The organism is Rhizobium glycinendophyticum, from assembly GCF_006443685.1.
GTDB classification, from domain to species: Bacteria; Pseudomonadota; Alphaproteobacteria; order Rhizobiales; family Rhizobiaceae; genus Allorhizobium; species Allorhizobium glycinendophyticum.
This window is the reverse complement of sequence record NZ_VFYP01000002.1, coordinates 295505-319359: the sequence shown is the minus strand read 5'-3', so window position 1 is coordinate 319359 and position 23855 is coordinate 295505. Positions and strand designations below refer to the sequence as shown.

At 60.0% G+C, this 23855-nt stretch carries 21 protein-coding genes; 11 read left to right on the top strand and 10 right to left on the bottom strand.

The annotated features are described in order from the left end of the window. Window positions 1-12 precede the first annotated feature (12 nt). A complete protein-coding gene (locus tag FJQ55_RS16120) occupies window positions 13-693 on the bottom strand; it encodes a GntR family transcriptional regulator (protein WP_140829729.1) in 681 nt (226 codons plus the stop codon). 183 nt (window positions 694-876) lie between these two features. Between FJQ55_RS16120 and FJQ55_RS16115 the strand changes: the two genes are divergently transcribed. Further along, window positions 877-1563, top strand: a complete 687-nt coding sequence (locus FJQ55_RS16115; RefSeq protein ID WP_140829728.1) for a type 1 glutamine amidotransferase — start codon at window positions 877-879, stop codon at window positions 1561-1563. Between the two features lies 1 nt (window position 1564). Here the strand turns inward: FJQ55_RS16115 and FJQ55_RS16110 are convergent, their stop codons facing one another. Further along, window positions 1565-2476, bottom strand: a complete 912-nt coding sequence (locus tag FJQ55_RS16110) for a LysR family transcriptional regulator (protein ID WP_140829727.1) — start codon at window positions 2474-2476, stop codon at window positions 1565-1567. Between the two features lie 119 nt (window positions 2477-2595). Between FJQ55_RS16110 and FJQ55_RS16105 the strand changes: the two genes are divergently transcribed. Beyond that, on the top strand, window positions 2596-3528 hold the full coding sequence (locus FJQ55_RS16105; protein ID WP_140829725.1) for a ring-cleaving dioxygenase: 933 nt from the start codon (window positions 2596-2598) through the stop codon (window positions 3526-3528). Between the two features lie 67 nt (window positions 3529-3595). After that, complete coding sequence (locus tag FJQ55_RS16100) at window positions 3596-4201, top strand: alpha/beta hydrolase (protein ID WP_140829723.1); 606 nt, start codon at window positions 3596-3598, stop codon at window positions 4199-4201. A gap of 39 nt (window positions 4202-4240) precedes the next feature. Here FJQ55_RS16100 and FJQ55_RS16095 read toward each other — a convergent pair whose 3' ends face one another. From FJQ55_RS16095 to FJQ55_RS16065, 7 genes are all read right to left on the bottom strand, one after another. Next, a complete protein-coding gene (locus tag FJQ55_RS16095; RefSeq protein ID WP_140829721.1) occupies window positions 4241-5260 on the bottom strand; it encodes a zinc-binding alcohol dehydrogenase family protein in 1020 nt (339 codons plus the stop codon). Window positions 5261-5338: 78 nt separating this feature from the next. Beyond that, window positions 5339-6310 (bottom strand): ABC transporter permease, encoded by a 972-nt coding sequence (locus FJQ55_RS16090; RefSeq protein ID WP_140829720.1) that lies wholly within the window; start codon window positions 6308-6310, stop codon window positions 5339-5341. Window positions 6311-6362: 52 nt separating this feature from the next. Continuing rightward, on the bottom strand, window positions 6363-7916 hold the full coding sequence (locus FJQ55_RS16085) for a sugar ABC transporter ATP-binding protein (protein WP_140829718.1): 1554 nt from the start codon (window positions 7914-7916) through the stop codon (window positions 6363-6365). Window positions 7917-8021: 105 nt separating this feature from the next. Then, window positions 8022-9008: an ABC transporter substrate-binding protein gene (locus FJQ55_RS16080; protein ID WP_140829717.1), complete on the bottom strand. Its 987-nt coding sequence runs from the start codon at window positions 9006-9008 to the stop codon at window positions 8022-8024. Between the two features lie 193 nt (window positions 9009-9201). After that, a complete protein-coding gene (locus tag FJQ55_RS16075; RefSeq protein ID WP_140829715.1) occupies window positions 9202-9648 on the bottom strand; it encodes an RbsD/FucU family protein in 447 nt (148 codons plus the stop codon). 8 nt (window positions 9649-9656) lie between these two features. Beyond that, window positions 9657-10676: an aldo/keto reductase gene (locus FJQ55_RS16070; RefSeq protein ID WP_140829712.1), complete on the bottom strand. Its 1020-nt coding sequence runs from the start codon at window positions 10674-10676 to the stop codon at window positions 9657-9659. Window positions 10677-10704: 28 nt separating this feature from the next. Further along, window positions 10705-12210: a UxaA family hydrolase gene (locus tag FJQ55_RS16065; protein ID WP_140829710.1), complete on the bottom strand. Its 1506-nt coding sequence runs from the start codon at window positions 12208-12210 to the stop codon at window positions 10705-10707. A gap of 259 nt (window positions 12211-12469) precedes the next feature. On the opposite strand from FJQ55_RS16065, the gene FJQ55_RS16060 reads away from it, so the two are divergent. Next, window positions 12470-13357, top strand: a complete 888-nt coding sequence (locus FJQ55_RS16060; protein WP_140829708.1) for a GntR family transcriptional regulator — start codon at window positions 12470-12472, stop codon at window positions 13355-13357. 4 nt (window positions 13358-13361) lie between these two features. Continuing rightward, window positions 13362-14450, top strand: a complete 1089-nt coding sequence (locus FJQ55_RS16055; protein WP_140829706.1) for a mannitol dehydrogenase family protein — start codon at window positions 13362-13364, stop codon at window positions 14448-14450. Window positions 14451-14480: 30 nt separating this feature from the next. Here the strand turns inward: FJQ55_RS16055 and FJQ55_RS16050 are convergent, their stop codons facing one another. After that, window positions 14481-15407: a helix-turn-helix domain-containing protein gene (locus FJQ55_RS16050; protein ID WP_425467539.1), complete on the bottom strand. Its 927-nt coding sequence runs from the start codon at window positions 15405-15407 to the stop codon at window positions 14481-14483. A gap of 148 nt (window positions 15408-15555) precedes the next feature. Between FJQ55_RS16050 and FJQ55_RS16045 the strand changes: the two genes are divergently transcribed. The 6 genes from FJQ55_RS16045 (at window position 15556) to FJQ55_RS16020 (ending at window position 23757) form a co-directional block, all read left to right on the top strand. Beyond that, window positions 15556-16788 (top strand): ABC transporter substrate-binding protein, encoded by a 1233-nt coding sequence (locus tag FJQ55_RS16045; protein WP_140829702.1) that lies wholly within the window; start codon window positions 15556-15558, stop codon window positions 16786-16788. 179 nt (window positions 16789-16967) lie between these two features. Then, the gene (locus FJQ55_RS16040) at window positions 16968-17786 is read left to right on the top strand and encodes a carbohydrate ABC transporter permease (protein WP_246085176.1); all 819 of its coding nucleotides are present in this window, start codon (window positions 16968-16970) and stop codon (window positions 17784-17786) included. Beyond that, complete coding sequence (locus tag FJQ55_RS16035; protein ID WP_062282072.1) at window positions 17786-18637, top strand: carbohydrate ABC transporter permease; 852 nt, start codon at window positions 17786-17788, stop codon at window positions 18635-18637. Before FJQ55_RS16040 ends, FJQ55_RS16035 begins: the two co-directional genes overlap by 1 nt. Further along, window positions 18634-20739 (top strand): alpha-galactosidase, encoded by a 2106-nt coding sequence (locus tag FJQ55_RS16030; protein ID WP_140829698.1) that lies wholly within the window; start codon window positions 18634-18636, stop codon window positions 20737-20739. The genes FJQ55_RS16035 and FJQ55_RS16030 overlap by 4 nt, the downstream gene beginning before the upstream one ends. After that, on the top strand, window positions 20732-21826 hold the full coding sequence (locus tag FJQ55_RS16025) for an ABC transporter ATP-binding protein (protein WP_140829696.1): 1095 nt from the start codon (window positions 20732-20734) through the stop codon (window positions 21824-21826). The genes FJQ55_RS16030 and FJQ55_RS16025 overlap by 8 nt, the downstream gene beginning before the upstream one ends. After that, complete coding sequence (locus tag FJQ55_RS16020; protein ID WP_140829694.1) at window positions 21826-23757, top strand: beta-galactosidase; 1932 nt, start codon at window positions 21826-21828, stop codon at window positions 23755-23757. The genes FJQ55_RS16025 and FJQ55_RS16020 overlap by 1 nt, the downstream gene beginning before the upstream one ends. The last annotated feature ends 98 nt before the right edge of the window (window positions 23758-23855 follow it).

The window sequence follows — 23855 nt, the reverse complement described above, 5'->3', positions numbered from 1 at the left end:
TCTTATTCGGCTCTAGGCCTTCGATGGCACCCCGCCGTCGCTCAGGAAGAGGCGGCCGAGGTGGCCGATGCCATCCTGAATGTCGGCGGTGATGGCGGTCTTCAAACCGATGGTATCGCCGGATCGGATCGCGTCCATGGCTTCGGCATGGCGGTCGATCCTATAACTTTCTTCCAGATTGGCCGTCGCCAGACGCATGAAAGGACCAAGGCGCAGCCAGACGGATTCCATCAGGTCCAGCAGGACCGTGGCGGCCTTTGGCTCGTACATCGTGCGGTGAAAGGCGAAATTGAGCTCGGTGGAACGCAAGAGGTCGTCGGCCGCATAGGCCTCACCGATATCGGCGTCGATCTTCTGAAGGCGATAAAGGCGCGCTTCGTCGATGTGTGGCAAGGCGCGCTCGGCAGCCAGAGGCTCAAGTGCCAGACGCGCGGCGATGATCTCTTCGAATTTGGCCGGGGTCATGCGCGGTACTCGCACGCGCCGATTGTCCATATGCTCAAGAGCGCCCTCGGCTACCAGCCGATGTAGGGCTTCGCGCACGGGCATGGTGCTCACACTAAGGTCGGCCGCTACGCCCTGAATGGTGATCGCAAGCCCTGGAGCGACAGCGCCACACATTACCCGTGCGCGCAAGGTCCGATAGACCCTTTGCTTGACTGATTCCTCCGTCTTGCGTTCGCCCACTGCCATTTTTGACCAAACCACTGTCTGATTGAGATCTCTATAAAGGGCTGGCCAAGCGGTGATACAAGCATATTTTACCTTGCAATCATTGCTTCCCTTGAAATTTGATCAAAGTGGCATTTGGTATAGTCATTGCCGTTGATTTGCGCGGCGCGAAGGATGTGCCTTGAGCGGCTCCAGGGACTGAACATGACAAAGAAGACCATCGGCATTCTCGTTACCGGCCATTCCCCGGCTGAACTTGAGGAGACGTACGGCAATTATGCCGACATGTTCACGCGCCTGCTCGGCGGATTCGACTTCCAGTTCAAGCGTTACTTCGTCGTCGACGGGGAATTTCCTTCCTCCCCCGAGGATGCTGACGGATGGTTGCTGACGGGTTCGAAGTTCGGCGTCTACGAAGAGCATGACTGGATCCGTCGGCTCGAACAGTTCATTCGTGATGTGCATGCCGCGAAGGTGCCTATGGTCGGGATCTGTTTTGGACACCAGGTGATGGCCAAGGCTCTCGGTGGCCATGTCGAGAAATTCAAGGGCGGGTGGTCTGCGGGACCGGTCACCTATAGACGGTCAGACACCGGTGAGGAGCAGGTTCTGCTTGCCTGGCACCAGGACCAGGTCCTGACGGTGCCGGACGGCGCCGAGGTTGTCGGCAAGACCGAGGCCTGCGAGAATGCCGTGATCCGCTACGGCGATTGGGGGCTGTCCTATCAACCGCATCCGGAATTCACGCCGAGCTTTTTTGAAGGACTGGCCGAGGCGCGCAAGGCTGCTATCCCTCAGAGCCTGTTTGAGCGTGTCAAAAAGGTCGACGCACCCATCGCGACGGACCGTATCGCGCGTGAGATCGGCGAGTTTTTCGAGCGCCCGCGCTGAGCTAGGCGTCTACTGTTTCTCCCCAGCGTTCCTTTACATAGGCTTCGAAGAAATCTGAAAACGTGGCCACCCTGAGCGGAAGGTGCTCGTAGGGCGGGTAATACAGTGTAAGCCAGATGTCCGGCGCGCTCCAGTCCGGAAGGACCTCGACCAGCCGGCCCGACCTCAAGTGGTCTTCGACGATAAAGCGAGGTAAAAGCGCAACGCCTTCACCGGCTAGGGCGAGCTCGCCGAGGAAGTCACCGTTGTTGACTGAAAAGCGGCCCCGAGCCTCAACGATGCGGGTATAGCCGTTGCGCGTGAGTTCCCATATTTCCGTCTTAGAATGGTCGTGGTAGCTGAGGCATTCCAGGTTTACCAGGTCTTCGGGCTGTTGCGGAGCGCCATGCAGGCTGAGAAAACTGGGGGAGGCGACCAGCAGGCGGGGGACAGGTCTGATCTTTCGCCAGATCGTCGATTTGTCGGTGGGCGGGCCGGAGATGCGGATCGCCAGATCGTAATCCTCCTTAACGATATCAACGAAGCGGTCGGATAGATCGATCGCGACGCTTGTCTTCGGATGGATGAGTGAAAACTGGCTGAGCACACTCGGCAGGACCTTCATGCCAAGCGACATGGGCGCCGATACCCGCAGCGATCCAGCCGTTACTTTCTGCAAGTCTCTCGTCTCTTCGGTGGCCCGGGCCAGCCCCTCGACAAGCGGGGCAACGCGGGCCGCATAGGCGGCACCGGCGGAGGTCAGCGACACCTTTCGGGTGGTTCGCAGCAGGAGTTGCACACCCAGCCTTTCTTCGAGTGCAGAAACCGTGCGCGTGACGGAAGCCGGCGTGCTGGCAAGCAGACGAGCGGCCCCAATGAAGCTGCTCTGATTGGCGACGGCAAGGAAGGTACGGATCGATTCCAGTTCGCCCATAATTATTGCTCCCGACGGAATAATATCTGCAATATTATCGCTATTCTAAACCGATAATCCAGACCGCATATTGGCTCCATCAACACCGCCGGCAGTCGTGCCGGGAAAGGATCAGAGCCATGCTTACCCAGATCAAAGGCCTGCACCATGTCACCTCGATGGCTGCCGATGCGCAGGAGAACAATCGCTTCTTCACCAAGACCCTCGGCCTGCGCCGGGTGAAGAAGACAGTCAATTTTGACGCGCCTGACGTCTATCATCTCTACTACGGCGACGAAGTCGGCAATGCCGGTTCGGTCATGACCTATTTTCCCTTCCAGAATATGGGCAAGGGTGCACGTGGTGCTGGCGAGGTCGCGGATACGGTCTTCTCGGTGCCAAAAGGCACGCTCGGCTTCTGGCAGGAACGGCTTGCTCAGGAAGGCGTCAAGGAACTTGCTCCCTATTCGCTATTCGGTGAAAGCCGGCTGCGATTCGCCGGCCCGGATGGAGATGGTTTTTCACTGGCTGAAGTCGATGGCGACGATCGTCTGCCGTTCGCCGATGGACCTGTCGGTGTTTCGGAAGGCATTCATGGGTTTCGTGGCGTAACCATGCGTCTACGGGACGAAGGCGCCACCGGCGAACTTCTGAAGTTCATGGGCTATCAGGCCGTGGAGAAGCAGGGTGAATTCGTCCGCTACGCCGTGCCAGGCGGCAATGGTGCCGACTATATCGATCTCGAAGTGCTGCCGGGTGCCAGCCGTGCCGCGCAGGGGGCCGGATCCGTGCACCACGTCGCCTTTGCCGTTGAAGACCGTGCCGCCCAGCTCGAAGTCCGCAAGGCGCTTCTCGACACCGGTTACCAGGTGACCCCGGTCATCGACCGCGATTACTTCTGGGCGATCTATTTCCGCACGCCCGGCGGTGTGCTGTTCGAAATCGCCACGAACGAGCCCGGTTTCAATCGCGACGAGGACACCGCGCATCTCGGGGAGGCGCTGAAATTACCGACCCGCTACCAGCAGTATCGCTCGCAGATCGAGGCCCATTTGCCCCCGATCCAGGATTGAACCGAGAGACCAGGCGCAAGGCAGGCGCCGGCCTAGCGCCGGCGTCGCGTTGGCGACGGAGGATATCATGACGACTACAAGCTACGTCCATCACTACGAGGCCCCTAAAGGTTCGGCCCCGCTGGTCTTCACCTTCCATGGCACCGGTGGGGACGAGCATCAGTTTCCGGGGCTGATCGAGCGCATTCTGCCGGATGCCGGTGTCGTATCGCCCCGTGGCGACGTTTCCGAATATGGCGCCAACCGCTTCTTCCGCCGCACCGGCGAGGGCGTCTATGACATGGCGGATCTGGCGCTCCGCACCCGGCAGATGATCGCGTTCATCCGGGCGCACAAGGCGCAGCATCCCGACCGGCCGGTTTATGGGCTCGGCTATTCCAATGGCGCCAATATTCTCGCATCGGTGCTGTTCGAAGCCCCTGATCTCTTCGACCGCGTCGCTCTCATGCATCCGCTCATCCCATTCCAGCCCGCGCCGCAGCCGGGCTTGAAAGGCGCAAACGTGCTGATCACGGCCGGCCAACGGGACCCGATCTGCCCGTTGCCGCTGACGGAAGCGCTGGCCGGTTATTTCAACGGGCAGGGAGCGGCGGTTGAGACTTTCCTGCATACCGGTGGACATGAAATCTCGCAGGGTGAGATCGACACGATCACCCGTTTCCTGCAGGCCTGAACCTTTGCAGATCGGCGGAGGGGATCGGCAGTCTGCCGGTCATCCGCCGATCTTGATCACAGCCTTGATCAGGCCGGTCTTTTCGCTCGCCCAACGCGGCAGGTCCCTGGACACGTCATCCAGCGTGGTTCGGTGCGTGATCAACTGCTCCACCGGCACGGCCCCATTGGCGATCGATTGCCGGACATGGTCGAAATCGACCCTCGTCGCATTGCGACTGCCGATCAGCATCATTTCGCGCTTGTGGAATTCCGGGTCGGAGAAGGTGATGTCTTCCTTGACGACGCTCACCAGCACCAGGTTTCCGCCATGGGCAACGAAATGGAAAGCTTTTTCCATCGAGGCGCGGTAACCCGTTGCGTCGAAGACGGTGTCGAAGCCTTCGCCACCGGTCAGTTCAGCAACTTTTGCGTCAACGCCGTTGCCAGCGAGGATGCCTGAAGAGAAGCCCAACCGTTCGGAAGCCATGGTGAGGCGCTCCGGGCTGGTGTCCAGCAATGTCACTTCATGGCCGGCAATGCGGGCGAAGATTGCAGTTCCGAGGCCAATGGGGCCAGCACCGATCACGAGGGAGCGCGAGCCGGCCGGTGTCATCGACCGGCGCACGGCATGGGCACCGATAGCGAGGAATTCCACGGTCGCAGCTGCTTCCAGAGACAGGTCGCCCGCCGGATAGAGGTTTGTGGCAGGAACGAGGATCTCCTCGCACATGGCGCCGTCGGCATGGACGCCGAGAACACGGATGGCCGTGCAGCAATTTGGCTTGTCCTTGCGGCACGCGATGCAGGTTCCGCAGGCGATGTAGGGGTTGACGATGACAGGCGTGCCGGGTGCAAGATTGACGCCCTCGCCGGCTTCGGCGACGACGGCCGATATCTCGTGACCCATGACACGGGGATATTCGAGGAAGGGGTGTTTTCCCTCGAAGATGTGGTAGTCGGTGCCACAGATGCCGACATGGCTGACCTTTAGTCGCGCCTCACCCGGCCCCGGCTTTGCGGGCTTGACGCGCTCGACGATATCAAGCTGACCGGGTTGAACGCAGAGCGCGGCTTTCATCACATTGTCCTTTCGGAAAACAGGCACTGTTCTGGCATGGAAAGCGGGAGGAAGTCTTCTGTCCCTCCCGCCTTGAGATCATCGGCTGCCGCGGCGGCGAAGCTGGTCGAAATAGACGATCAGGATGATCAGGGCGCCGGTGATGATGCGCTGCCAGAAAGAGTTGACGTTCAAGAGGTTCGCGCCGTTGTTGATGGTGGCGAGAATGAAGGCGCCGAGGAGCGGTCCCTGGACAGAACCGACCGCGCCGAACAGGCTGGTGCCACCGATAACCGAGGAGGCGATTGCCTGTAGTTCCCAGCCTTCAGCCTGGGTGGCATTGCCGATGCCGATGCGCGAGGCAAGCAGGATGCCGACGAAGGCCGCACAGGTCGAAGATAGGATATAGGCCAAGTAGATCGTGCGGTTGACGTTGACGCCGGACAGGCGCGCGGCTTCACTGTTAGAGCCGACGGCGAAGAGATAACGGCCCCAGCGGCTCAAGTGCAGGAAGACATAGGCCGGGATCGCCACCACTATGACCATCCAGAAGAGGCTGGGAATGCCGAGGAAATCCGCACGGGCGAAGTTGGTGAAGGCCTCGTCGGTGATCGAAATGGTCGAACCATTGGTGATAAGGAGGCCGATGCCGCGCAACGACGTCAGCGTGGCCAGAGTGATGATGAAGGGTGGCAGGCCCATCCGAACAATGCCGAATGCGTGGAACATGCCGATCGCGACACCCATGAGAAGGGTGAGGATGATCGCCAGCCAAACTGGAAGGCCCGCCGCGAGGAACCAAGCGACGATGACGCTGGCGAACCCGACGACGGCGCCCACGGAGAGGTCGATGCCGGAGGTGATGATGACAAAGGTCTGGCCGACGGCGAGAATTGCCGTCATCGCGCCCTGACGCAGCAGGTTGCTGATGTTGTTGGGCGTCCAGAAGCTGTTGGTGGCAAAACCGAGGATGAGCCAGAGGAAGAGCAAGAGGCCGAGAAGCGTCAGGCTGAACAGGATGCTCATACCTCGCTTCGGCGCAACTTTCGTCTCGGTGGTGTCCAGGCTCATGGTCGTTCTCCCTGTCGTCTTTTTTCGTATGGTCCGTGTGTCGATGTTCGGCTCACACGCCGATGGCTTCCGTCAGCACGTCTTCATGTGAGGCACCGCGATAGTCGTGGCTCGCGACCAATCTCCCCTGGCGGAAGACATGCAGCCGGTCGGAGAGTTCATAGACCTCCGGAAGATAGGAGGAGATCAGGATGATGCCCGCGCCCTGCTTCAGGAGTTCTGCGAAAAGCCGGTAAATTTCGGCCTTGGTGCCGACGTCGACGCCGACCGTCGGTTCGTCGAAAATGAACAGTCTGGCACCATGGCTCAGCCATTTGCCGATGACAATCTTCTGCTGATTGCCGCCCGACATCGCCGAGGCGAGTACAGCGCGGGTCGGTGTCTTGATCTTCAAGTCGTTGATCTGCTTGTCGGCATTGGCCCGTTCGCGACTGCGGCTGATCGTGAGACCACGGCTGAGGCGATCAAAGATCGGCAGGTTGATGTTGAGGCCGATGGGTAGGTTTAGACATAGGCCCTGGTCGCGGCGACTTTCCGGCGCCAGCGCAATGCCGAGATCCATCGCCTTACGCTCGTTGTCGATCAAGACCTTGTTGCCGTCCCAGAAAACCTCGCCGCCCGTCACCTTCTGGCGGCCGTAAAGACCAAGCGCGAATTCGCTGCGACCGGCGCCGATCAGACCATAGAGGCCGACGATTTCGCCCGCGCGCACGGACAATGAGATATCATTGAAGCCCGGCCCCGAAAGTCCCTTGGCCTCCAGGATGGTCGCGCCGATCGGCAGCTTTTCCTTGTGATAGATCTGTTCGATCGAGCGATTGATCATCAGCGAGATCAGCTCGGCGTCATTGGTCTCGCCGATCAGGCGTGTGCCGACATGGGTGCCGTCGCGTAGGACCGAGACGCGGTCGGCGAGTTCGAAGACTTCTTCCATGCGGTGACTGATATAGACGATGGTCACGCCTTCCGCCTGCAGCCGGCGGATCAGCCGGAAGAGTTGAGCCGATTCCTGGCGCGTCAGATAGGCCGTCGGTTCATCGAAAATAAGGAAACGGATACCGCGCATGGCGGCGCGGGCGGTGGCGACCAGCTGTTGCTGGCCGATGGTGAGATTGGCCAGTGTTTCACCGGCAGGCAAGTTGAAGCCGAGATCGTCGAGAACATTCTGCGCGGCCGTGGTCATGGCGGCCTTGCGCATGATGCCGCCGGACGACATTTCGTCGCCGAGAAACATGTTGGCTGCCACCGAGAGATGCGGGCAAAGCACGACTTCCTGGTGGACGGCATTGATTCCGCGGCTGATGGCCTCATTGGGCGTTGCCAAGGCTACATTCTTTCCGCACCAGCGGATTTCGCCGGATGTGCGCGGAATCACACCGGTCAGCAGCTTGATGAGAGTGGACTTGCCGGCGCCGTTTTCGCCGACGATGGCGTGGATTTCGCCTGCCAGAAAGGAAATGGTCGCGGGCTTCAGCGCTTCCACGGCCCCGTATTTCTTCTGAAGGCCGATCAGTTCGAGAATTGGTGTTCCCGGCGGGATGCGATCCGTCTCCAGGTATTGCGTTTCGCCATCATGCCGGTGGCTCAGTTCATGTAGTCCAGTCATGTTCATCCTCCCGCGACAGCGGACATCCCGGATCAGCCAAGCTGACCCGGGTGCCGTTCCCTGGTCTGCCACGCGCCGCCCTCGGCCGCGCGCGACATCATCAGATCAGTTGACCTTCGGGTTCAGAAGGGCATCGATCTTGGGTTCAGCCATGTTGGCCTTGGTCACGAGGTTTGCGCCCGTGTCGACGAAGGTTTCCACCTTCTCGCCCTTGGAGACGGCAAGTGCTGTCTTCACGCCATCATAGCCCATGCGGTAGGGGTCCTGGACAACCAGGCCGGCCAGCACGCCTTCTTTCAGGAAGCCGACGGTCTTTTCGTCCGAGTCGAAGCCGATGACTTTGATCTTGTCGCCGAGCTTGTTTTCGGCGATCGCCTGGCCCACGCCCTGCGCCATGATCAGGTTGGACGCAAAGACACCGACGAGGTTCGGGTTGGCGGTGATCAGGTCGGTCATCATGTTGAGGCCGGTGGTGGCCTGGCCGTCAGCATATTTGTCGGCGACGACCTTCAGGCCCGGATACTTGGCCTTGATCTGTTCCATAAAGCCTTCATGGCGCTGATCGAGAGAGCCGACGCCCGGCAGGCTGGTGATGATGGCGATTTCGCCCTCTTCCTTGCCGGTCGCTTCCTTGATGGCCGCGGCAAGACCGTCAGCGGCAATGCGGCCGCCCTGGACGTTGTCGGTGGTCAAGAAGGAGGTGAAAGCCTTGGAATCGGCGCTAGAGTCGATGCCGATGATCGGAACGGACTTTGCAGCTTCGTCGATCGGCTTGCCGAGTGCCTTGAATTCGGTCGGCGAGATGACGACGGCAGCCGGCTTACCAGCGACGGCATTTTCGAGAATGCTGATCTGGCCATTGATGTCGGATTCCGACTGAGCGCCGAGTTCTGGAACGCTGACACCGAGATCCTTGCCAGCGGCGCGAGCGCCGGCGAGCACGATCTGCCAATAGAAGGACGTGGTATCCTTAACGATGATCGGGATGGTGACGTCCTGAGCGAAGCCGGCAGCCGGCATCATCGAGGTCATCATTGCGGCACCGGCGATGCCCATGAGGGCGCGGCGGGTCATGCTCTTCAGAATGGTCATGTGGGTTCTCCTCTCAACGCGTCCTGTTCCTCCGGTGAAACCAACCCGCAGAACGCAACCGGGATGATCTTTATCGATAAAAAACATTTTATCGAGGCAAGCTACTCCAGCAATCTGGAGAATGCAAGTGAGCAAAAATGGACTCCCATCCAGCTTTGCCCTTTTGTTTCTGGGAGTTTTCCGCCGGGCCTCCTCAGACCCGATGGGCCTCCTCCGGATACACGACACCTTTCTTCAGAATGACGTTTCCATAAATGCGAAGCTCCGTCGTCGCGACTATATAGGCCGCTTCTGCCGCGCGCTCGTAGAAGGCGAAGCGCTCCAGCGAGGCCAGTTCGAACCCACCCGCAAGCCGTGTGATCGTTGCCTGGAACTCCTGGCAAATTTCCGGTTTAGCGGCGGGGTCGCCGACGACTTGCATGTGCCAGGCTGCCTTGTCGGTGAACTGGTCGAGCGGCATGTGGGCGAGGATAGCCTCGAGGATTTGGACGGCACCCACTCCATCGGCACGAACGACCGGCGGCCCGATCGTGCTGGCCGGAAAGTTTCCGTCGGCAATGACGATCTCGTCGCCATGGCCCATGGTGGCGATTGCATGCAGAAGTTCAGGTCCGAGCAGGGGATGAATACCCTTCAGCATGGTCGCTCCTATTCTCGGACGGGTGCATCGCCGAGCGGCGGTGCGACCAGTGTATGCGGTTCGAACGATGCGAAGGCCGATGCCGACAATTCGTCGTGGGTGAGGGCCATATTGCGGTTCAGGCTTTCGGGCCGTGCCGTGCCGATGATCACTGAGGCGACCGCCGGATGATGCAGTGGGAACTGGAGTGCAAACTGCGCGAGCGGCTTGCCAGCTTCAGCTGCTACGGCCTCCATCGCTCGCACCTTGCCCAAGATCTCATCTGTCGCCGGCGTGTAGTCGAAATGCGAACCGGGCACTGCGCCGGTCGCAAGGATGCCGGAATTGAATACCCCGCCTGCAGTGATGGAGGTACCGCGCTTTTCGCAGAGCGGCAGCAGTTCTTCGACAGCAGACCGGTCGAGCAACGAATAGCGGCCGGCCATCAGGATAACGTCGATGTCGATATCCGCCATCATATCGAGGCAGGCAGGAACCTCGTTGACGCCGAGGCCGAAGGCCTTGATGGCGCCTGAGGACTTCAGCTCCTGCAGGGCGCGGTAGCCACCGTCACGCAGCTGTTTGACATAGCGGTCATTCACCTCGCGGCCGTGCGTATAGACGCCAATATCGTGCACATAGAGGATATCGATCCGGTTCAGGCCGAGACGGGCATAGCTGAAGTCGACCGAGCGCATGATGCCGTCATAGCTGTAGTCGTAGACCAGTTTGAAGGGCAGGGGATCGACAAAGCCGACCTTCGGGATCTGATCCTTCGGCACCGGAGCGAGCAGGCGTCCAACCTTGGTGGACAAAACATAGCTGTCCTCCGGCTTGTCGCGCAGGAAGTCACCAACATACCGTTCGGCTTGGCCGAAGCCGTAGTGCGGCGCGGTGTCGAAATAGCGAATGCCGTTGTCCCAAGCAGCCTGCAGGGTCGCCATGGCGGCGTCGCGCGGGCAGGCGCGGTATAGACCGCCGAGCGGCGCCGTGCCGAAGCTGTATTCGGTGACCTGAAGGTCCGTCTTGCCGATACGTCTGGTCTTCATCGTGTCAATTTCCGTGTCGTTTCGTCGATCAGAGCGTGGCACCGAGGTGCCAGGGCACGAATTCATTGTCGCCGTAGCCGAAGAGCTCGCTCTTGGTCTTCTGACCCGAGGCCGTCTCGATGATCAGGTCGAAGATCTCGCGGCCGAGCCCGGAGACGGAGGCATCGCCACTGGCGATGACGCCGCAGTCGATGTCCATGTCCTCTTCCATCGACCGGTAAAGGGCCGTGTTGCTGGTGAGCTTGATCGAGGGCACAGGACGCGATCCGAAGCAGCTGCCGCGGCCGGTGGTGAAGGCAATCACGTTGGCGCCGCCCGCGACCTGGCCCGTGGCCGAGACAGGATCATAGCCGGGGGTATCCATGAAGACGAGGCCGTGTTCGGTAACCCGCTCTGCATAATTATAGACGGCCTTAAGCGGCGAGCGCCCGCCCTTTGCGACCGCGCCAAGGGACTTTTCCAGGATGGTGGTGAGGCCACCCTTCTTGTTGCCGGGAGAGGGATTGTTGTCGAGCGAGGCGCCGTGCTGCGCGACATAGGCTTCCCACCAGGAGATGAGGCCGTCTAGCTTGATGGCGACGTCTTCGTTGACGGCGCGGCTGCGCAGAAGATGTTCGGCGCCATAGATCTCTGAAGTCTCCGACAGAATTGCCGTTCCACCGGCACCGGCCAGAAGATCGACCGCTACGCCGAGTGCAGGATTGGCCGTGATGCCGGAGAGGCCGTCGGAACCGCCGCATTGCAGGCCGACGATGATCTCGCTAACGGAGATCGGTTCGCGGCGCATCGTGCCGACTTCCGCTGCGATCTCCTTGAGGATCGCAAGCGCGTTTTCGACCGCCCGGCGGGAGCCGCCCGCATCCTGGATGTTGAAGTGCCGCTTCGAAGCTCCGGCGCCGCTCTGACCGTAGAGCGTGAGTTGATTGACTTCGCAGCCGAGGCCGACCATCAGGACGCCACCGAAATTCACATGTCTCGTATAGCCGGCTATCGTTCGATGAAGCGTGCGCATGCCGTCGCCCGTCGAACTCATGCCGCAGCCTTGGTCGTGGACAATTGGAACGAAGCCGTCGATGCCCTCGTAATGCGGCAGGATCGAGCGATTTGCTGCATCCGCGATTGCGCGACAGACTGTGGTGGAACAGTTCACGCTGGCAATGATGCCAATATAGTTGCGGGTCGCGGCGCGGCCATCGGCGCGGCGGTATCCCATGAAGGTGCGTGCCTTGTCCGCCTCAGTCGCGCCCTCCGGTTGCGCCAGGCCGGACACCGATAGGCGGTCTTCATCGAAAGCGAGATTGTGGGAGTGAACGTGTTCGCCCGCTGCGATATCCGTTGTCGCGCGCCCGATTGCCTGGGCATATTTGACCACGGGTTCGCCTTTGTGGATGGCACGGACAGCGACCTTGTGGCCGGGGTCGATCTTGGCCGAAGCTGCGGCGCCACCGGGCAGGACATGCCCCGCTTCGATCGCAACAGTGGTTACGGCGACATTGTCTTCCGGCGACAACAGAATGCAGGCTTGCTTAGTCACCCGTTTTCTCTCCCTTGCGACCGGTAGAATGTCCGGTTCGTCTGCTTTTGTCTTTTATCGGCAATAGACAGTTGCTCGTCAATGGGTATGATGGCAACAAATGACGAAACCGTGGAAACGGTCGTCCGGAGGAAGCAGGCAGACAAGTAATATGTGATCTATCCCCTTCTTTTTGCGAGTTGTTCTCTTTCCATGTGATTGAGGCTACAGCGGAAAGAGCGCCTTGCGCAGGAGCAACAAAAACAACCGCGGCAGATCCATGGCCAAACAAAACACCGTCTTCAAGGACGCCTATAACCGAACGCTGAAGCTGATCGAGGACACCGATACCCTGCCTTCCGAGCCGGAACTGGGTGGTCTTCTCGGCGTCAGCCGCACGACCGTGCGTGCCGTCTTGACGCGCCTCGGGGAGCTTGGCCTGATCACCTGGGACAAGCGGGCGAAGACGGTCTTGAGGCGGCCAAAAAAGGGCGATTACTTTCCTGCGGAAGAAACCGACTCTCTGTCGGAGATCATCGAACGCAGTTTCATGCGGCGGATCCTGGCAGGTGGCGCGCAGCCTGGCATGCAGATCAACGAGCTGGAACTCGCCCGAGAGATCGGCATCGGGACGACGAGCGTGCGCGAGTTTCTCATTCGCTTCAGTCGCTTCGGACTGATTGAGAAGCGTCCCAATAGCCATTGGGTGCTCAAAGGTTTTACACGGGAGTTCGCGCTGGAATTGACGGAAGTGCGCGAGATGTTCGAACTGCGCTCCGCCATCGGTTTTGCCCATCTGGCGGAGGATCACCCAGCCTGGGATGAACTCCGTGAAGTCGAGGCGCAGCACCATGAGCTGCTCGGCGACATCGATAAGCGCTACACCGAGTTTTCCGAGCTCGACGAGCGCTTCCATCTTCTGGTGCAGCGGGCATCGAGCAATCGCTTCATCATCGATTTCTACGACATCATCGCCATCGTCTTTCACTACCACTACCAGTGGAACAAGACGAATGCCCGTGCCCGCAATGCCCGGGCGCTTGAGGAGCATCTCGACTACATCCACGCCTTGTTTTCTCGCGACCCGACCAGGATCGAAAAGGCTTGCCGGCAGCATCTTAAGTCAGCGCGTGAGACCTTGCTGCAATCCATCCAAGAGGCTGCCTGAACCCATGAATACACCGATTTTACAGTTCGGCACGAGCCGCTTCCTCCAGGCGCATGCGGATCTATTTGTTAGTGAAGCGCTCGACCATGGCCATGCGATCGGGCCAATCACGGTTGTCCAGACGAGCGGTGATCCGGGCCGCGCAACACGGGTCGGCGCGCTTGCTGCACAGAATGGTTTCCCTGTGATCGTCAGGGGTATGGAGGGGACCACACCGGTGGAGAGGGAGGTGCGGGTTCGCAGTGTCCGTCGGGCCCTTTCAACCGCGACCGACTGGCAAGAAGTCCGCCGCGTCTTTGTCGAGGAGGCCGAGGTGGTTCTCTCGAACACTGGTGACAGGGGTTATGCGCTTGCCGATCAGGACGGGTTGGAAGGCGTGCCAAGATCCTTCCCGATGAAGCTGCTGGCACTTCTTCAGGCCCGATATCAGGGTGGCGGGCGGGCGCTCACGATCCTGCCGTGCGAGCTCATTTCGCGCAACGGCGAGGTGCTGCAGGCACTTATCATGCGGCTTGCTGCAGAACACGGGCCGGATGCCGGGTTTCAAACGTGGCTTTCATCTGATGTCGTCTGGGCGAATTCGCTCGTCGACCGCATCGTCTCCGAGCCGATCGAGCCGGCAGGCGCGATCGCGGAGCCCTATGCCTTGTGGGCGATCGAACAGCAGCCCTGTCTGGTCGTACCCTGCACCCATCCGGCGATCCGCGTCGTGCCCGACCTCACGCCCTATGAAAAGCTGAAACTCCATATCCTTAATCTCGGCCACACGCTGCTTGCCGAACGCTGGTTGAAGGACGGACGTCATGTGGAAGAAACTGTGCGGGAAATTCTGGAGGATGGAGCGATCTCGGCTTATCTGAGCGGGATTTACGAAAGCGAAGTGATCCCCGGTTTCGAGAGCCATGGGTTGGGCGATGAGGCGCAAGCCTATGTCGAGACGACCCTGGCGCGGTTCCGCAATCCCTATCTCAAGCATCGGCTGAGCGATATTGCCGGTAATCACGCAGAGAAAATCCAGCGACGGTTTGTCGGCTTCATGGACTGGTGCCCTGGCATCGCCACGCCGGAGCTGAAGCGTATTGCTACAGGCTGACTCGCAGCTGTTGGTGGCCAACGCCGGAGATCATGCCGCAGCCGGGGTTCCCTTGGAGCGCATGCGGCGTCTGAAGGCTGTCGGTTTTTCCCGAAACCGATCGGCAAAAGCTTCGTAAAAGCGCGACGCGGAGCCGAAGCCACTTTCGAAGGCAACGTCGGTGATCGATAGATCCGTCGAAATCAGCAGCGACTGGGCCGTGTCGAGGCGATGTCGGACGATAGCCTGGTTGATCGTGTGGCCGACAGCGCGCTTGAAGATCGCCATCGCATAGTTTGGGTGCAGGCCGACGTCGCGCCCGACGTCTTCGGCGGAAATCTCTTCCAGCGCATGTTCGGCGATGAAGCGCAGCATGCGCTCGATGTGCTCGACCCGTTCGCTTTCATTGGCGCTGAAATTGGCGATGGCCGAGCCTTCCTCGCGCAGGTCGCGCCAGCCTTCACGCTCGACCCTGAGAACACGTGCCGTCAGTTCGTTGCGTACGATCTCCATGAGATCCGGATCGCCTGCCAGCAGCTCCTCACGCCAGCGCTCGAAGATATCCCTGTCGTAGGGGCGGATATGTAGCGCCTCGATCATGGCGCCACGGAAGACGGCGTCGCGGAAACGGTTGAGATTGGCAAGGCCGAGAAAGACGGACATCGGCACGTAGAGGCAGATGAACTGCGTCCCCTCCCGGCGATCGATCACCTGGTGCGGGATCATCCCCCAGAACAGGCAGAGGCGGCCTTCATCGACCGTCAGCTCTCGGCCGTCAAACCAATAGGTCATGGCTCCAGACAGCACGAAGTTCAGCTCGATCTGACTGTGCATATGCGGACCTGCCATCTTGTGCACGGTCAGGCTTTCGCCAGCGCAGAAGCGATGGTCGCCAAAGATCACCAACGGATGACGTGGATCGTGCTCCGGATGCACGGGAACCGATTCATCGCGAAGCAGTGGTTCTGGTGATTCCAAGCTTAGGATCCCGGAGAAGTTTGCCCAAATGTCGGTAGATTATTACGGGTTTGAATCGGATGATCAAGATGAGCTTATCTTATGCCCGGTGGGATCCGGGACGGTGAGCTGCACATACTCGATGCATGCCGGTCATAGGGAGGAAAACATGACCCTTTTCAAAAGCCTGAGCGGGCTCGCCTTGAGCGCTGCGCTCTTTTCGTCCACCGCGTTTGCCGGTGAGATCATCCTCAATTCCGACCATTCCGACCCGGCGCCGAAGAAGGCCATGGAAGAGCTGATTGCCGACTTCCAGAAGGCTAATCCGGACATCACGGTCAAGTGGAACAATTTCGACCACGAAGGCTACAAGTCGGCCATTCGCAACTTCCTGACCGCTGACGCACCTGACGTCGCTGCCTGGTATGCCGGTAACCGCATGGAGCCCTTCGTCAAGGCAGGCCTCTTCGAAGACGTCACGGACGTCTGGGAAGCGAACGGCCTCAACGATCAGCTGAAGTCGGCTTCCGCCTCGATGACCATCGATGGCAAGAAGTGGGGTGTGCCCTACACCTACTACCAGTGGGGCATTTACTATCGTAAGGACATCTTCGCCGAACAGGGCATCACGCCGCCGAAGACCTGGGCCGAATTTCTTGCTGCCTGCGAAAAGCTGAAGGCTGCCGGCATTGCGCCGATCACCATCGGCACCAAGGCGCTGTGGCCGACGGGCGGCTGGTTCGACTATCTCGACCTGCGCGTCAACGGCTACGAATTCCACATGGAGCTCACCTCCGGCAAGGTGCCGTATACCGATCCGCGCGTGAAGGCCGTGTTCGAAAAGTGGGGTGAACTGGTCAAGGCCGGCTACTTCATTGAGAACCATGCCGCCATCGACTGGCAGGATGCCATTCCGCAGATGGTGCAGGGCAAGGCTGCCATGTATCTGATGGGCAACTTCGCCGTTGCAACCATGAAAGACGGCGGTCTGAAGGAAGACCAGATCGGCTTCCTGCAGTTCCCGGAAATCACCCCCGGAATCCCGGTGTCCGAAGAAGCTCCGACCGATACCTTCCACATCCCGTCGGGTGCGAAGAACAAGGAAGACGCGAAGAAGTTCCTCGCCTACCTCGCTTCGCCGGAAGCCCAGACCAAGATGAACGCGACGCTCGGCCAGCTGCCTGTGAACAACAAGGCGGAACAGCCGGCAGATCCGTTCCTCAAGGCCGGCTTCGAGATGCTATCCAACGCCCACGCGCTGGCGCAATTCTACGATCGTGACGCCAATGCCGAAATGGCAAAGGCCGGGATGGAAGGTTTCCAGGAATTCATGGTCAAGCCCGACAAGCTGGATGCCATTCTCGAGCGTCTCGAGAAGGTACGCGCACGCGTCTACAAGTAAGCTCTAAGAGCTCCCTGCGCCGGGTGCCATGGTCCTTCTGGATCGTGGCATCCGGTTGCCGTTCCCGAAACTTTTCCAAAGGTGTCGCCGTGAACAACGCCGTCTCCCCTTCGTCCGGCTTCTGGAAGCGTAACCAGCAGAAGCTGGCGCCTGCACTGTTCCTGGCGCCCGGCGTCATCATGTTCCTGGTCTATGTCCTTGTGCCGATCTTCCAGTCGATCTGGATCAGTTTCCACGACTGGGACGGGCTTGGGGCCAAGACCTGGATCGGCATGGCGAACTATGTAGAGCTGCTCGATGACGACACCTTCTACACGTCGCTGAAGAACAATCTGATCTGGCTCGTTCTTTACCTTCTGTCGATCCCTGCCGGTCTTGCCGTCGCGCTCTTCCTCAACCAGACCGTCCCCGGCATCCGGCTTTACAAGTCGCTGTTCTTCTTCCCCTTCGTGATCAGCCAAGTCGTCGTGGGTCTGATGTTCACGTGGTTCTATGCGCCGGATTTCGGTCTGTTCTCGAAGATCATCGAATGGCTCACCGGCGAGCAGATCGCCATTCTCGCCGACGAGCGTTACGTCACCTACGGGATCATCGTCGCGGGTCTTTGGCCTCAGACGGCCTATTGCATGATCCTCTACCTGACGGGTCTCAACAACATCAATCCCGAACAGGTCGAGGCTGCCCGCATGGACGGCGCGAAGGGTGCCAAACTGTTGTGGTACGTGATTCTGCCGCAACTGGCTCCCGCAACCTTCATCGCCATGGTGGTGACCGTCATCGGTTCGCTACGCTCCTTCGACCTCGTATCAATCATGACCGCCGGCGGCCCGTACGGATCGAGCGAGGTTCTCTCCTACTTCATGTATGAACAAGCGCTATCGGAATACGGCTTCCGCATGGGCTATGGCGCGGCGATTGCCGTCGTGCTGTTCCTGATCATGATGGTCTTCATCTCGCTGTTCATCGTTCGCATGCTGTCCCAGGAAAGGAACGCCTGATGTTTCCTACTCCTATCCAGAAGGCATCACCTTTCGTCCGCACTGGCTATCAAGTGCTGTTGCCCATTGCTCTCGTGCTGTGGCTTCTGCCGCTGATCGGAGTGGCGATCACGTCGGTTCGTCCTGCCAGCGATCTCGCTGCTGGCAACTATTTCGGCATCCCCTCGGGCTTTGCCGGCTTCGAAAATTATTCCGCGGTCTTCAATAACTCACCGATCGGCTACTACATCCTCAACTCGTTCAAGGTGACGATCCCGACCGTGATCGGCGCCGTGGCGCTGTCCTGCCTCACCGGGTTTGCGCTCGCGGTCTACAAGTTCAAGGGCAATCTCGTCCTGTTCTTCCTGTTTGTCGCCGGCAACTTCATTCCGTTCCAGATCCTGATGGTGCCGGTGCGCGACCTGACGCTCAGAGCCGGGCTCTATGACACCACGCTCGGCCTCGTGCTCTTTCACGTCGCTTTCCAGACCGGGTTCTGCACGCTCTTCATGCGCAATTTCATCAAGGGCCTGCCCTTTGCGCTGATCGAATCCGCCCGCGTCGAAGGCGTCTCGGAATGGCGGATTTTTCGCTACATCGTGCTGCCACTGATGCGCCCGGCGATTGCGGCCCTTTCCGTGCTCGTCTTCACCTTTGTCTGGAACGACTACTTTTGGGCGACGGTCCTGGTGCAGGGCCAGCATGCCATGCCGGTGACGGCCGGCCTTTATTCGCTGAACGGCCAGTGGGTCGCGGCCTGGCACCTGGTTTCCGCCGGTTCGATCGTCGCGGCGCTGCCGCCGGTCGCAATGTTTTTCCTGATGCAACGGCATTTTATTGCCGGCCTGACGCTTGGAGCGACCAAGGGATGAGCGAGATTATTACCATCGATTCTGGCCAACTGGCGCTCAGCCTGCGTCTGCCGGAACTCGGCATGCCGGAAATCCTGTCTTTCGGTGCCGAGCCTGTTTCTGCCGATCCGCTGTTCGAGATCGAGCGCTCCAGCCGCGTCAATGGGATGGATATCGCTGTTCCATCTGCGGTTCTCCTGCCCACGGGCGGCATGGGCTTCTTCGGCTGGCCGGCGATATCAGGACATCGTGGCGGCCGTGATTTCGTCGCGCAGTTCGGCGGTTGGACTGTTAGGCGCAATAGTAACCGTACGGTTCTGACTGGCGTGGACGCCGTCGCCTGTCTCTCGCTTGCAATTACGCTGACCGCCCACGCGTCGGGCCTCATATCCATGGCCACCACGCTTACCAATACCGGGCATGAAGACTACCAGCTCGACCGCTGCATGTCGGGGACCTTCCTGGCGCCTGCAGGTGACGTGCAGGTGATGAGCTTTACCGGCATATGGGGCCGCGAATTTCAGACGCGGCGCGAGCTTCTGGGCAATGGCACCTGGATCCAGGAGAACCGCCGCGGCCGCACCTCGCACGATCGCTTCCCGATGCTATTCATCGAAAGCGAAACCCAGATCTTCGGGGTGACCCTCGGCTTCAGCGGCAACCATCAGATCGTCATCGACCGCACCGACGACGGTCGTCGTCTGGTTCATCTCGGTGAGCTGTTCGAACCCGGTGAGATCATCCTTGGGCCCGGCGAAAGCTATCAGAGCCCGATCGCCTATGCCGGTGCCGACACGGAGGACTTCCATGCCTTCGTCCGCGAAGAACTGACGACATGGCCAAGCGGGACCATGAGCCCGCGCCCGGTGACACTCAATACCTGGGAAGGCAATTACTTCGACCATCAGATGGATTCTCTGAAGGCTCAGGCTACGGCTGCTGCCGAACTCGGCATCGAGCGCTTCGTGCTCGACGACGGTTGGTTCGGCAAGCGTGACAACGACACGACGAGCCTCGGCGACTGGGATATCGACCCGCGCAAATACCCCAGCGGCTTGAAGCCACTGGTTGATCACGTCACCGGTCTCGGTATGCAGTTTGGCATCTGGTTCGAGCCGGAAATGGTCAACCCTGTTTCTGAACTCTACAAGGAACATCCGGACTGGGCGTTGACGATTGAGGGCCGTCCGATTCTGGAATCACGCACCCAACTGGTGCTAGACGTTTCGCGTCCTGACGTGTCCGATTACCTGTTCGGCAAGATCGACGCCGTACTCTCCAACCACGCGGTGTCCTACATCAAATGGGACATGAACCGAGACCTTACGCATGCGGCTGGTCGCGACGGAAAGCCAAAGATTGCGGCCCAGACGCGAGCTGTCTACGCGCTCATGGACCGCGTTCGCGCCGCCCATCCCGATGTCGAGATTGAAAGCTGCGCTTCCGGTGGTGGGCGTATCGACTACGGCGCTCTTGCCCGCACCCATCGCGTGTGGACGTCGGATTGCACCGATGCCTTGGAGCGGCTGGAAATCCAGCGCGGCGCGTCCGTCTTCGTGCCGCCGGAAATCCTCGGCAGCCATATTTCCGCGTCCCCTAATCACCAGACGGGTCGGCGTCACAGCCTCTCCTTCCGGGCCATCATTGCGCTCGCCTACCATCTCGGTGTCGAGCTAAACCCACTCGAACTGACGGATGAAGAACGCTCCGAACTGAAGGTCTATATCGAGACCTACAAACGCCTGCGTGACCTTTTCCATGCACCGGGTGCAAGCTTCCGCATTGAGCCGCTCGATGGGCGTTACGTCTGGGGTGCGTCCAGTGACGAGCGCATCGTGGTGATCGTGGCGCAGGGGCCGCAGATGGTTGGTGAACAGCCGGTGCCGTTGAGGTTGCCGGACAGCGTCACGCAGATTGGTGGCCAGTGGACGATCGCCAAGATCCTCCCCGTCGAACCAAGCTTCATCCGAATCTCCGAGGGGCAGAAGAGGCTACTGTCGGGCAATGTCAGTTTCGATCTGAACAATGCCGGGCTATCTGGCCTGCCGCTACCGATGTTGCAGCCGGAAAGCGCCCTTCTCCTCGAACTCATTCCTTCAAAGGGAGACAAGACCCATGGCTGACGTGAGCCTTCGCGGCGTCAAGAAACAGTTCGGCTCCTTGAGCGTCATCAAGGGCGTCGACCTCGATGTCAAGGACGGCGAGTTCTGCGTGTTTGTCGGCCCGTCGGGCTGCGGCAAGTCCACGCTGCTCCGCATGATTGCGGGCCTTGAGGACATCACCTCGGGCGGACTTTCGATCGGTGGCAAGGACATGACCAGTGTCGGTCCGTCGGAGCGCGGTGTCGCCATGGTCTTCCAGTCCTATGCGCTTTACCCTCATATGACGGTCGAGGATAACATCGGTTTCGGTCTGAAGATGACCGGGCATCCAAAGGCGGAGATTGCCCAACGCACTGCGGTTGCCGCCAAACTGCTGCAGCTAGAACCGCTTCTCCAACGCAAGCCAGGCCAGCTCTCCGGCGGTCAGCGTCAGCGTGTCGCCATCGGTCGCGCCATCGTGCGCAATCCGGAAGTGTTCCTGTTCGACGAACCGCTGTCCAACCTCGATGCGGCGCTTCGCGTCCAGATGCGCACGGAACTTTCCAAGCTGCATCAAGACCTCAAGGCCACGATGATCTACGTTACCCATGATCAGGTCGAGGCCATGACCATGGCCGACAAGATCGTGGTGTTGTCGGCGGGAAAGATCGAGCAGGTGGGTTCGCCGCTCGAACTTTACCACCGGCCAAACAACCTGTTTGTTGCGGGTTTTATAGGCTCTCCGAAGATGAATTTCCTGAAGGTTAAGGTCTCTTCTATCGATGGCGGAGGAGCGGTCGTCTCCCTTCCCGGTGCATCAATCAGCCTTCCGACCGGCGGACGGACCGTGACATCTGGAGAGATGACTTTTGGTTTGCGTCCGGAGCACGTGGACGCGACGGGCAAGGGTGATGTGGTGATCGAGGCCACGGTCCGATACGCCGAATATCTGGGCTCCGAAACGCTATTCTTCGTGACCTTGGCAGACGGCTCAGAGCTGGCCGTCAAGGCTGACGGTCTCGCGACCGAGCGTCCCGGCGACACGCTGAAGCTCGGCATCAATGCCAAGGCCTGCCATCTGTTCGATAAGGACGGCATGGCCGTCGTCAACGGGGATCTCACACGATAATGCTGGGCGTCTGCTACTATCCGGAACACTGGGATGAGACCCGGTGGGAAACCGATGCGCGCCGCATGCGCGAACTGGGCATCTCCTTCGTGCGGATCGGCGAGTTCGCCTGGTCACGGCTTGAGCCGCGTCGCGGCGAGTTCGACTTCGCATGGCTCGACCGCGCGATGGACATCCTTCACGCCGCTGGGTTGAAGATCGTGCTCGGCACGCCGACCGCCACGCCGCCGAAGTGGCTGGTGGACGAACATCCTGACATCATTCCCTATGACGAGCAGGGTCGTCCGCGCGGTTTTGGCTCACGTCGCCATTACACATTTTCCTCGGAGACATGGTGGACGGAAAGCGCCCGCATCGTCGAAATCGTCGCCGAACGTTACGGTCATCATCCAGGTCTCGTCGGCTGGCAGACCGATAACGAATATGGCTGCCATGATACGACAGTGTCATGGGGGCCGGAAGATCTGAAAGGCTTCAAGAGCTGGCTGCGGCTCCGCTACCAGTCGACCGATCAGCTGAACGAAGCTTGGGGCTCGGTCTTCTGGTCGATGGAACTCAAGAGCTTCGATGAGGTGGCACTGCCGAACCTGACGGTGACGGAGCCCAATCCGGCCACGCGGCTAGATTTTTGGCGCTTTCATTCGGATCAGGTCGCGGCCTATGACAAGATGCAGTGCGAGATCATCCGCAAGCATTCGCCCGAGCGGTGGATCACCCACAATTTCATGGGCTTTGTCTCCGACTTCGACCACTTCAAGGTCGGCGACAATCTCGATCTCGCTTCCTGGGATAGCTATCCGATCGGTTTCGTGGAAAAGTTTCCTTTCTCGGAGGTCGAGCGCAATCGCTGGGCCGAGACTTCGCATCCCGATATCGCGCCCTATCACCACGATCTCTACCGTGCCGTCGGCAAGGGCCGCTTCTGGGTGATGGAGCAGCAGCCGGGGCCGGTGAACTGGGCGCCGTGGAACCCGGTGCCGAAGCCAGGCATGGTGCGGCTTTGGACTTGGGAGGCGCTTGCGCATGGCGCAGACGTGGTCAGCTATTTCCGCTGGCGTCAGGCGACCTTCGCGCAGGAGCAGATGCATGCCGGCCTGAACTTGGCGGGCCTCGATGAGCTTTCTCCGGGCGGTCTTGAGGCGCAGCGGGTCGCAGGCGAGCTTGCCGCACTTGGACCGCTGCCTGTGACGCAGCAAGCGTCTGTGGCCCTGGTTTTCGACTACCAGAGCTACTGGACGACGATGATCCAGCCGCAGGGTAAGGATTTCCGATACGAGGAATTGTGCTTCCGCTGGTATGAGGGGCTTCGCCGCCTTGGCCTCGACGTCGACTTTGTCCGCCCGGGTGCTTCGCTTGACGGGTACGCGCTCGTGGTCGTGCCCTGCATGACGGAAGTCACCGAAGAGGCTCGTGCAGCACTCGAAGCTGCGACCGGAACAGTGCTGATCGGCGCGCGAACGGGTTCGCGGGATCGAAATTTCGTCATTCCGTCCAACCTGCCGCCCGGGCCGCTCGGGTATGCAACTGGCAACCGGGTCATCCAGGTCTCTACGTTGAGGCCGGGTTTATCGGACAAGGTTTCGGGAGCGATTGCAGGCGCTGGCATTCGCTGGCGTGAAACCCTCGAGGCTTCAGGCGAGGTACTCGCCCGCTTCCACAATGGGGATCCGGCTCTGACCAAGAAGGGTAACATACTTTATCTCGCCTGCTGGGCGGACGAGGCCCTTCTCGGCAGTCTCCTGTCCCTCGCCGCCGAGAAGGCCAAGCTGGAAACGCTTCCGGTGCCCGATTATATCCGCATCCGCCGACGTGGCGACCTGACCTTCGCCTTCAACTACGGTACGGAAAACTGGGCGTTGCCTGCTGGTTCAAAGCCGGTCCTGGGTGGGGGGGTGCTGGAGCCGCAAGCCGTTGCCGTCTGGCGTCACTGATCTCAATCTGATTGTTGAAGGCCGGCTTTGAGCCGGCCTTTTGCTGTTTGGCGATCGTCGCGAACTTCGGAACCTCTGCTCTCCTGACCGGTTTGACC

Bases quoted from the DNA above. Each gene is read 5' to 3' on its own strand.
- FJQ55_RS16120 (WP_140829729.1), bottom strand. From the start codon at position 693: ATGGCAGTGGGCGAACGCAAGACGGAGGAATCAGTCAAGCAAAGGGTC.
- FJQ55_RS16115 (WP_140829728.1), top strand. From the start codon at position 877: ATGACAAAGAAGACCATCGGCATTCTCGTTACCGGCCATTCCCCGGCT.
- FJQ55_RS16110 (WP_140829727.1), bottom strand. From the start codon at position 2,476: ATGGGCGAACTGGAATCGATCCGTACCTTCCTTGCCGTCGCCAATCAG.
- FJQ55_RS16105 (WP_140829725.1), top strand. From the start codon at position 2,596: ATGCTTACCCAGATCAAAGGCCTGCACCATGTCACCTCGATGGCTGCC.
- FJQ55_RS16100 (WP_140829723.1), top strand. From the start codon at position 3,596: ATGACGACTACAAGCTACGTCCATCACTACGAGGCCCCTAAAGGTTCG.
- FJQ55_RS16095 (WP_140829721.1), bottom strand. From the start codon at position 5,260: ATGAAAGCCGCGCTCTGCGTTCAACCCGGTCAGCTTGATATCGTCGAG.
- FJQ55_RS16090 (WP_140829720.1), bottom strand. From the start codon at position 6,310: ATGAGCCTGGACACCACCGAGACGAAAGTTGCGCCGAAGCGAGGTATG.
- FJQ55_RS16085 (WP_140829718.1), bottom strand. From the start codon at position 7,916: ATGACTGGACTACATGAACTGAGCCACCGGCATGATGGCGAAACGCAA.
- FJQ55_RS16080 (WP_140829717.1), bottom strand. From the start codon at position 9,008: ATGACCATTCTGAAGAGCATGACCCGCCGCGCCCTCATGGGCATCGCC.
- FJQ55_RS16075 (WP_140829715.1), bottom strand. From the start codon at position 9,648: ATGCTGAAGGGTATTCATCCCCTGCTCGGACCTGAACTTCTGCATGCA.
- FJQ55_RS16070 (WP_140829712.1), bottom strand. From the start codon at position 10,676: ATGAAGACCAGACGTATCGGCAAGACGGACCTTCAGGTCACCGAATAC.
- FJQ55_RS16060 (WP_140829708.1), top strand. From the start codon at position 12,470: ATGGCCAAACAAAACACCGTCTTCAAGGACGCCTATAACCGAACGCTG.
- FJQ55_RS16055 (WP_140829706.1), top strand. From the start codon at position 13,362: ATGAATACACCGATTTTACAGTTCGGCACGAGCCGCTTCCTCCAGGCG.
- FJQ55_RS16045 (WP_140829702.1), top strand. From the start codon at position 15,556: ATGACCCTTTTCAAAAGCCTGAGCGGGCTCGCCTTGAGCGCTGCGCTC.
- FJQ55_RS16040 (WP_246085176.1), top strand. From the start codon at position 16,968: ATGTTCCTGGTCTATGTCCTTGTGCCGATCTTCCAGTCGATCTGGATC.
- FJQ55_RS16035 (WP_062282072.1), top strand. From the start codon at position 17,786: ATGTTTCCTACTCCTATCCAGAAGGCATCACCTTTCGTCCGCACTGGC.
- FJQ55_RS16030 (WP_140829698.1), top strand. From the start codon at position 18,634: ATGAGCGAGATTATTACCATCGATTCTGGCCAACTGGCGCTCAGCCTG.
- FJQ55_RS16025 (WP_140829696.1), top strand. From the start codon at position 20,732: ATGGCTGACGTGAGCCTTCGCGGCGTCAAGAAACAGTTCGGCTCCTTG.
- FJQ55_RS16020 (WP_140829694.1), top strand. From the start codon at position 21,826: ATGCTGGGCGTCTGCTACTATCCGGAACACTGGGATGAGACCCGGTGG.